The organism is Actinophytocola sp., assembly GCF_035712165.1.
Taxonomy (GTDB): domain Bacteria; phylum Actinomycetota; class Actinomycetes; order Mycobacteriales; family Pseudonocardiaceae; genus DASYTH01.
Window position 1 is genome coordinate 1 of record NZ_DASTBH010000522.1, and the last position, 7,293, is coordinate 7,293.

Annotated in this window: 7 protein-coding genes and 1 pseudogene; 4 read left to right on the forward strand and 4 right to left on the reverse strand. The window is 68.1% G+C overall.

From position 1 onward, the window contains the following. The first annotated feature begins 177 nt into the window (after nt 1-177). The 3 genes from VFO68_RS29660 (at nt 178) to VFO68_RS29670 (ending at nt 2,902) form a co-directional block, all read left to right on the forward strand. Nucleotides 178-1,131, forward strand: coding sequence for a trypsin-like serine peptidase (locus VFO68_RS29660; RefSeq protein ID WP_325161711.1), 954 nt, complete (start codon nt 178-180; stop codon nt 1,129-1,131). 80 nt (nt 1,132-1,211) lie between these two features. Then, nucleotides 1,212-1,952: an META domain-containing protein gene (locus VFO68_RS29665; protein ID WP_325161712.1), complete on the forward strand. Its 741-nt coding sequence runs from the start codon at nt 1,212-1,214 to the stop codon at nt 1,950-1,952. A gap of 104 nt (nt 1,953-2,056) precedes the next feature. Continuing rightward, nucleotides 2,057-2,902: an SAM-dependent methyltransferase gene (locus tag VFO68_RS29670; RefSeq protein WP_325161713.1), complete on the forward strand. Its 846-nt coding sequence runs from the start codon at nt 2,057-2,059 to the stop codon at nt 2,900-2,902. Here VFO68_RS29670 and VFO68_RS34355 read toward each other — a convergent pair. The 4 genes from VFO68_RS34355 to VFO68_RS29685 form a co-directional block, all read right to left on the reverse strand. After that, nucleotides 2,801-3,139 carry a hypothetical protein gene (locus VFO68_RS34355; protein WP_414635601.1) on the reverse strand — a complete coding sequence of 113 codons (339 nt, stop codon included), beginning with the start codon at nt 3,137-3,139 and terminating at the stop codon, nt 2,801-2,803. The genes VFO68_RS29670 and VFO68_RS34355 overlap by 102 nt on opposite strands. A 308-nt stretch (nt 3,140-3,447) precedes the next feature. Further along, nucleotides 3,448-4,101 carry a hypothetical protein gene (locus VFO68_RS29675; protein ID WP_325161714.1) on the reverse strand — a complete coding sequence of 218 codons (654 nt, stop codon included), beginning with the start codon at nt 4,099-4,101 and terminating at the stop codon, nt 3,448-3,450. Between the two features lie 863 nt (nt 4,102-4,964). Continuing rightward, the gene (locus tag VFO68_RS29680) at nt 4,965-5,669 is read right to left on the reverse strand and encodes a type 1 glutamine amidotransferase (RefSeq protein WP_325161715.1); all 705 of its coding nucleotides are present in this window, start codon (nt 5,667-5,669) and stop codon (nt 4,965-4,967) included. A gap of 9 nt (nt 5,670-5,678) precedes the next feature. Next, a complete protein-coding gene (locus VFO68_RS29685) occupies nt 5,679-6,800 on the reverse strand; it encodes a hypothetical protein (protein ID WP_325161716.1) in 1,122 nt (373 codons plus the stop codon). Nucleotides 6,801-6,855: 55 nt separating this feature from the next. On the opposite strand from VFO68_RS29685, the pseudogene VFO68_RS29690 reads away from it, so the two are divergent. After that, nucleotides 6,856-7,293: pseudogene (locus VFO68_RS29690) on the forward strand (hypothetical protein); the annotation flags it as partial.

Below are 7,293 nucleotides of genomic sequence, written 5' to 3' on the forward strand. Positions count from 1 at the left end.
CGTCTCGGCTGAGCATCCTGCTCGTGGACCAGGTCGGACTGTCGGGCGTGCGGAGGTGCGCGTAGGGGCAGCGACGGGGTCATGGAAGGGCGAACTGGCGGTGCGCCGGTATTTGGCGACCGCGGTGGGCTTCTTTCTCCGCGGCGGCATGATGCCGCGACAGACGAAGGGGCTTACATGATTTCTCTTGACAGAGCTCGCAAACTCCGCAGGGCCGCGCTGGCCGTGGCGGGGTCCGCGGCGGTGGCGTTGGCCGGAGTGATGGCCGGCCCGGCGGCGGCAGCGGCGCCGGAGCCCACACCGGCACCGGCTGGCATCACGATGGTCAACGGGACGGGCAAGACGGTGACGCTGCCGGCGCAGACCGCGACGGCGCTGAAGGCGGCGGCGGGCGGGCAGTCCGGATCCCTCGGCGCGGCCACGGGCAAGGCCACGGACAAGGCGGCGCCGGTCGGCACCGACTCGGTGATCGGGCCGGACGGCCGGGTCCAGGAGTCCGTCCCCTCCACCTTCCCGTGGGGTGGGATCGCACACCTGGAGACGAACCAGGGCGGCTGCACCGGCTTCATGCTCAGCCGCGACGTGCTGGTCACCGCCGGGCACTGCGTGCACTTCAACGGAAGCTGGGTCACCTCCTACACCGTCACGCCGGGGCGCACCGGCAACAGCAAGCCGTTCGGCACCTGCAGCGGTGGCATCGCGGATGTCTGGACCACCTGGAACTGGATCAACGGTTACCCGTCCGACTACGACTACGGCCTGGTCAAGCTGACCTGCGACATCGGCTACTCCACCGGATGGTTCGGCTGGTCGTACAACACCGGCGAGAACCTGGTTGGCCAGTACCTCTACGTCGAGGGATACCCGGGTGACAAGCCGTACGGGACGATGTGGTGGGACGGCGACACCGTCTACTCGCAGACCGCCAACAAGTTGTGGTACTGGGTCGACACGTTCGGCGGGCAGAGCGGGTCGCCGGTCTACCGGTACTCCAGCTCCGGCCCGTGCGTCGGCTGGTGCGTGATCGGCATCCACACCAACGGTGTGGCCGGCACCAACCCGACGAACAGTGGCACCCGGTTCCGGCCGGACGTCATGGACTTCATCAACTACTGGGTCGCGCAGCCCTGATCCGACCCGGGCCGGGCCCCACGACGGGGCCCGGCCCGTGCTGCTGCAACCCTGGACCGGTGATGTCCCGTCCTCGAAGCGTGCGATACGCGACGCTGGCGATCCTGATGGCCGTGGTCCTCCCCCTGGCCGGATGCGGCGACCGGCTCGAACCCGCCGCACCACCGGACTCCGAGCTGAGCGGCCGGACGTTCACGGCGACCCGGCCGGCCGGGACGACCGTCACGGTGCGGTTCACCGACGACGGGCGGCTGGTGGCGGGCGGCGGCTGCAACACCATCAGCGGACCCGTGGACACCGCCGGCGGCCGGCTGAACACCTCCGAACTGAGCATCACCGAGATGGCCTGCGACCCGGAACGGCACGCCAGCGACGAACGGCTCCTCGCGTTCCTGACCGGTGGGCCGTCCTGGCGGCTGGACGGCGACACGCTGGTACTCACCGCCGGCGACACCGAGCTGGTCCTCACGCATGAGAAGGCGGCGCCGCTGACCGGCACCACCTGGCACCTCGACACCCTGATCCAGGGCGAGGTCGCCGGCAGCACGCCGGCCGGCGTCGACGCCACCCTGGTGTTCGGCCCCGACCAGGTGACCGTGTCCGGACTGTGCAACCTGCGCGGCGTGAAGTACAGCGCCTCGGACACGACGCTCACCTTCGAACCCGGCCCGACGACCCTGATGGCCTGCGCGCCGGAGATCATGACCGTCGAGCAGGCGGTCACCGAGGTGTTCGACGGCGAGGCCTCCTACCGCATCGACGGCCACACCCTGACGATCACCAGGAACGGCAAGGGTGTGCGGCTCACAGCCTCAGGTTGACCCGGGTGACCCGGCTCGGCGCTCCGCCGAACGCCTCGATCAACACAGAGTGACACTCGGGTCACGGCGGCGGGCGCAGCCTGGCGTGCCAGGAGGTGTGTGTCATGGCAGCTTCGACTACCACGATGACCGAGAAAGCCCGGAAGTACTACGAGGAAATCGAGGCCTTTTACGTCAGCCTGTACGGGCCGAACTTCCACCACGGGTATTGGCCGTCGCCGGATGACGGCACCACTTATGAGCGGGCGTTGGACAACCTGACCGATCAGATCATCAGCCGGGTCGGGGTGGGCGCCGGAGACCGGGTGCTCGATGTCGGCTGCGGAATGGGCGGACCGGCGATCCGGTTGGCCAGGGCCACGGGGGCACGGGTGACCGGCATCTCCAACGTCGCCTCGCAGATCCGGCAGGCGACCGCGCTGGCGGCAGCCGAGGGCATGGCCGAACTGGTCACCTTCGAACTCGCCGACGCCCTGGCGTTGCCGCTACCAGATGCGTCGTTTGATGCCGCGATCGCGGTGGAGTCGCTCATTCATATGCCGCGCGACCCGGTGCTGGGCGAGATCGCCCGGATCCTTCGGCCCGGCGGCCGCCTGGTCGCCGCGGACTTCTGCCTCAACTCCCCGGTCAGCGAGGTGCGGCGGGAGCTGCTCGACCTCTACCAACGGCTCGACACGTTGAGCCCGATCATCGGGTTCGACGAGTTCGGCCCGATGATCCGCCGGGCCGGCCTTCAGCCCATTGAGCTTCTCGACGCCACCAAGCACATCGAGAACTCCCCCCGGATGTGGCGCGACCGGATGCACGCCGATCGCCAGAACCTGACCGATCGCTACGGCCAGGAAGGACTATCTGGCTTCGACAAGCTCATTGACGACGTCATCACCCACGGCGGCCCGGACTACCTGTTCTTCACCGCCCGCAAGCCCAGCCCAGCCCGACGACCATGAAGCCCGATCGGATAAGTCGACCGGGAAATCCGACACGGAGAGTGTGAGCGGCGGCAGGAAGAGGCTCAGCGCGAGGAGAAACCCGCCGAGTGCGGCGATGTGGGTGAACAGTCCGAGCAGAGTACCCAGCCCGACAGCGACCTCGCCGAAGGCGATGACCAGGCCGGTGACGGTCGGGTGTTCGGCCGCCAATGACACCAGCGGGCCGATCGGGGAGGCGGTCGCGGCGTGCAGCATCTGAGCGTGGACGCCGAGGCAAGAAAGTCGCCTTCAAGTCGCAGGTGTGGCGATGAGAGTCCCGGTGCACATTTCGTCGCTGGTGCCGTCACCCCACACGACGTATCGCGGCGGGAGTTTGACCTCGACTCATGGAGCGTCCGAGCAGGTGATCGACCGCTCCGCCCACGTCAGGTTCGACGCTTCGTCAGGACTTGCGGGGGGAGACCGTCATCGCACTCGCCCGGACGCCAACGTCCGCTCATGCCGCGAGTCGGGCGCTTGCCGGTGGCTGAGCCATCCGGCGTTCGACACGTTGCTCGAAGGGATCAGCAGGTGACCTTGACGGTCGCGGTGGCGCGGAACGACACGTGCACGTGGTCCATGTGGTTGGCCGTGGGACTGCCCCGGTCCTCCATCGCCGACCAGCCGCTGCCGTCGTTGTAGCGCTGGCGCCAGATCACGTAGTTGACGCCGAACGCCCGGCGGTTGGCCAGTACGTATTCGGCCAAGGTGTCACCGGTGGTGGTGTCGACTGTGAAATCCAGCGCCAGGCCCGCCGGATGGTCGCTGGCGCCGCCCCGGCCGGCGACGCCGCCGATGTCGTCGACGTCGAACCTGCCGGCGAGGTGGTTGCCCACCTGCGCGACATGCGGCTTGACTCCGTCCAGGGTGGTCGGGCAGGACGACGCCGGGGGCGTTGCTTTGGTCTTCGGTGCGGTCGTGGTCGTCGTGGTCAGCGGTGGCGCGGTGGTCACCGGAGGAGGTTGCGGAGCGGGCGGCGCGGTGGTCGTGGTGATAGGCCGCAGGACCTGGCTGCGGGAGGTGTTCGACGGGACGGTCAGGTAAGCGATCGGCTCGGCCGACCGCTCCGGGACGCTGACCGCCCAGAAGGTCACGACCAGGCCCGCGGCCAGGGCGGCACCGATTCCGGTAGGCAGCTTCCAGTTGGCGGTCTTCTTCTGTCGATGTCGACCCGGCATTCGGGAACACCCTCGTATAGGGGACGGGGCAAGATCCTCACGCAGCGCGCGTCACATTACGAAACGAACACGAATACGTCACGGGCGAGTGTTTATCCTCACACTTCAACTGGTGAGCGCGTGACTACGGCCTGTAGAAGGCTTGCAAAATACGTTCCTTCTTCGCAGCTGCGCGGCCGTGACACCACCTGTCCCCCGGGACGGCGTCACACAGAGTCCCGGCCTGCGCCGCTCCGTTACCAATACCCCCGTGGCTGAGCCGACGAGCGACCTGCTGAGAACCGAATGCCCCGGCTGACTGTGGATCGGCTGCTCGGCGACGCTGAGACGAAACCCGAGAATGGCCCGCGTCCAGCTGGGTGGGCAGGTTCCCCGGTCCCGGCGACATCGCTGGCCAGGGTCCGATGCCCGCCCCCACGACGGTGCGCCTATTCATCGGGGCCGTTAGAGGGCTGGCTCATGAAGCCCTCATGCACGAACCCGACGCCGTCCAACACCAGGCCCGAATCGAACTCCCCATCCTGATCCACACTTGGTCGCGCGGTCCTCGCCGAACCCGCCGCGATCACCGCGGTCAGGTCGGTCCGCCCTGCAACGAGTTGATCTTGCCGTCAACCTTGGCCGACACCATCGAAGACGGTGCCGCGCCATCCGCCTCAGCACCAGTGGTACCGACGCCTGGTCGCCGGCCAGCTTCGTCATCTTCGGCCTCGACGACGCGGCGGGACCCTGTTGCCCTGAGTTGACGTGCCGACGGGTTCCCGTCGCACAGTTGTGGTAGCGCCAGTAGAACTCCCGTATCCGGATCCGCTGGCCCTCCCGCCGCGGGGCCAGCGGGCTCGACCTGTGCCAACCGAACAGACCTAACCGGACACCCGCCGGATCCGGTCGACAACGGTGCGGCGGAAGAGATCGGCGTCGAGCGCGGCGGTGTGGCGTTCGACGGACCGGTGCGCGGCATCGACGTCCCCGTGCCACCGCTTGATCACATCCGTGTGGAAGTCGATGAGTTCGTGCACGTCCGTCGCGGTCAGCTCCGGATGGAACTGGCAGCCGAAGACGTGGTCACGGTAGCTGAACGCCTGGACCGCGGAGTGCTCGTTGCGCCATTCGATGCGTACCCCGGCGACCGAGCTGATCTCCGGTGCGATCGCCTGGTAGTGAAACGACGGCACGACCTGTTCGGTGTGGTTGTCCGGCCGGGTGACCGGCGTGAGCCCCACCTCGATCGCGCTGGATGCCGTTATCGAGTCCGGGTGCAGGGCTTCGGCAATGATCTGCGCGCCGAGGCAGATCCCGATGATCCCGGGTTGCGTGCCTTCCCGATCCGCCACCAGCCGCCGGGTCATGCCGATCGCCGAACGCATCCACCCCGCGTCGGAATGAACCGAGGTCTCGCCGCCGGTGAACACGTAGGCCCGGTCCGGGCGTGGGAGTTCGGCCGGCAGGCTGGTCAGATCGCAGCGCGCGGAGGTGAGACCGGCCGCCGCCAATCGCTCGCCGATCCGGTCGGCATAGTCGAGACCGTCATGGATCACCCCATCCGCGACGCAGATCAAGACATCCATGATCGGAGGCTACGGTGATCCGAACCAGATCCGCCACAGGTTGACCGCCGACTCGATGGACGCGACGACGTTCACGATGACCAGGATCGTGACGACCAGGTTCACCCTGGCCACCCGCCGCGCCTGGTCCGCGGCCAGCTTGCGCTCGACGGCCTGCCGGGCCATCTGCAGCAGGGTGTCGGTGCGTTCCCGGGTCTTGTCGGTCTCCCAGGCGTACAGCAGGCTGTCACGAAGCTTGAGGACGTGGTGGTCGTAGCTGAAGGTCGGGCGAACCAGCGCCTGGTAGTCGGCACGCAACCGGGACTCCAGGCCGATGAGCCAGGCCAGGTTCTCCTCCGCGAGGGACGCCCGGACCAGCCGGTCGGCGGACGCAGCGCTGCGGTCCATCCGGGCATAGCGGACGTCCAGGTGCAGCAGCAGGTGTTCGAGCTGGTCGAGGGTGTGCCGCGGATCCGGGGCGGCCAGCAGCGAGAAGGCGTACCCGGCATAGAAGAACTCGTCGGCCCACGGTGAGTCCGATGTGATCGGTGCGGGTGAGCGCGGATAGACGAGCTGACGAAGCTCGTCGGAAAGGGTGCCGCGACCGGGAAGTTGGTGCGAGGTCTCCCCCACATAGGTGAGATTGAAGTACGGCAGCAGGGTTTCGCCCGAAGCCTCGGGACAACACCGGTCGGACACCTCGACCAACGCTGGCAACAGGACGTCGCGGATCTTCCCGACGACCGCGTCCCGGCCATTCGGACCGAACCGGTCGATCAGCGCACCCCGGGCGGCGTTCCACCCGTCGGCCACCTCCATGCGCACGGCTACCGAACCGTAACCGTCCGGGAAGATCATGCCGGTGACCTTCAGCCGCAGCGGAAGACCGGCCGCCTGCTCGACGACCGCGGACAGCTCGGCGTCGAACTGCTCGGACCCGGCGAAGTGCGTCAGCAGCTCGAAGGGCGGATTTCCGAAGGTCAGCGACCCCCGCAGGAACTGGTCCATCGGCCGCCGCACCGGCACGATCCGACCCGCGGTGTCCAGTACCCCGTCGGCCGGTATCGAGCACACCGGCCGCTCGTCCAGCGGATCCGCCCCGGGATAGAACGGGCCGGTCAGAAGAAGCTGTGCGGTACCAACGAAATCCACGCCTTCAGCGACTAACCCGGAGGGCTCCACGCGGCGAGACTAGCAGCCCGTCCAGATGGTCGGCGGGGATCTTGGAAGCCCGGGAGGCAGGCCCCAACTACCCCGGTCCATAGACCGCCAGGCCGAGCGCCGAGCGGCTCTGGATCAACCCCGACAGCGGCCTCAAACCCGCGGCCACCCGAAACCGAACCGCCCTACAACCCCACCGCCGCCGCCCAACACCGCCGCCCTCGGCCACGGCGGCCGAGTCCCCAAACCCACCCCCCGCATCAGCGCCTACGCCGACACCGACGAAACCAACGCCACCATCGGCACCGCGCTCGCCCCTCGGCAACCTCCCGAGCGACATCACCGACGTCCTCCGCCAGATCCTGAACGAACTCTTCGACGTCGGCGCCGACCTCTGCACGCCGATGGTCGCCGACCTGCCACACCAACCCCTGCGCATCACCCACACCTACATCCAGGGCCTGGAATCTGGTGCGACCACTTC

Excerpts from the sequence above, each read along its gene's own strand:
- VFO68_RS29660 (WP_325161711.1), top strand. The coding sequence starts at position 178 with ATGATTTCTCTTGACAGAGCTCGCAAACTCCGCAGGGCCGCGCTGGCC.
- VFO68_RS29670 (WP_325161713.1), top strand. The coding sequence starts at position 2,057 with ATGGCAGCTTCGACTACCACGATGACCGAGAAAGCCCGGAAGTACTAC.
- VFO68_RS34355 (WP_414635601.1), bottom strand. The coding sequence starts at position 3,139 with ATGCTGCACGCCGCGACCGCCTCCCCGATCGGCCCGCTGGTGTCATTG.
- VFO68_RS29675 (WP_325161714.1), bottom strand. The coding sequence starts at position 4,101 with ATGCCGGGTCGACATCGACAGAAGAAGACCGCCAACTGGAAGCTGCCT.
- VFO68_RS29680 (WP_325161715.1), bottom strand. The coding sequence starts at position 5,669 with ATGGATGTCTTGATCTGCGTCGCGGATGGGGTGATCCATGACGGTCTC.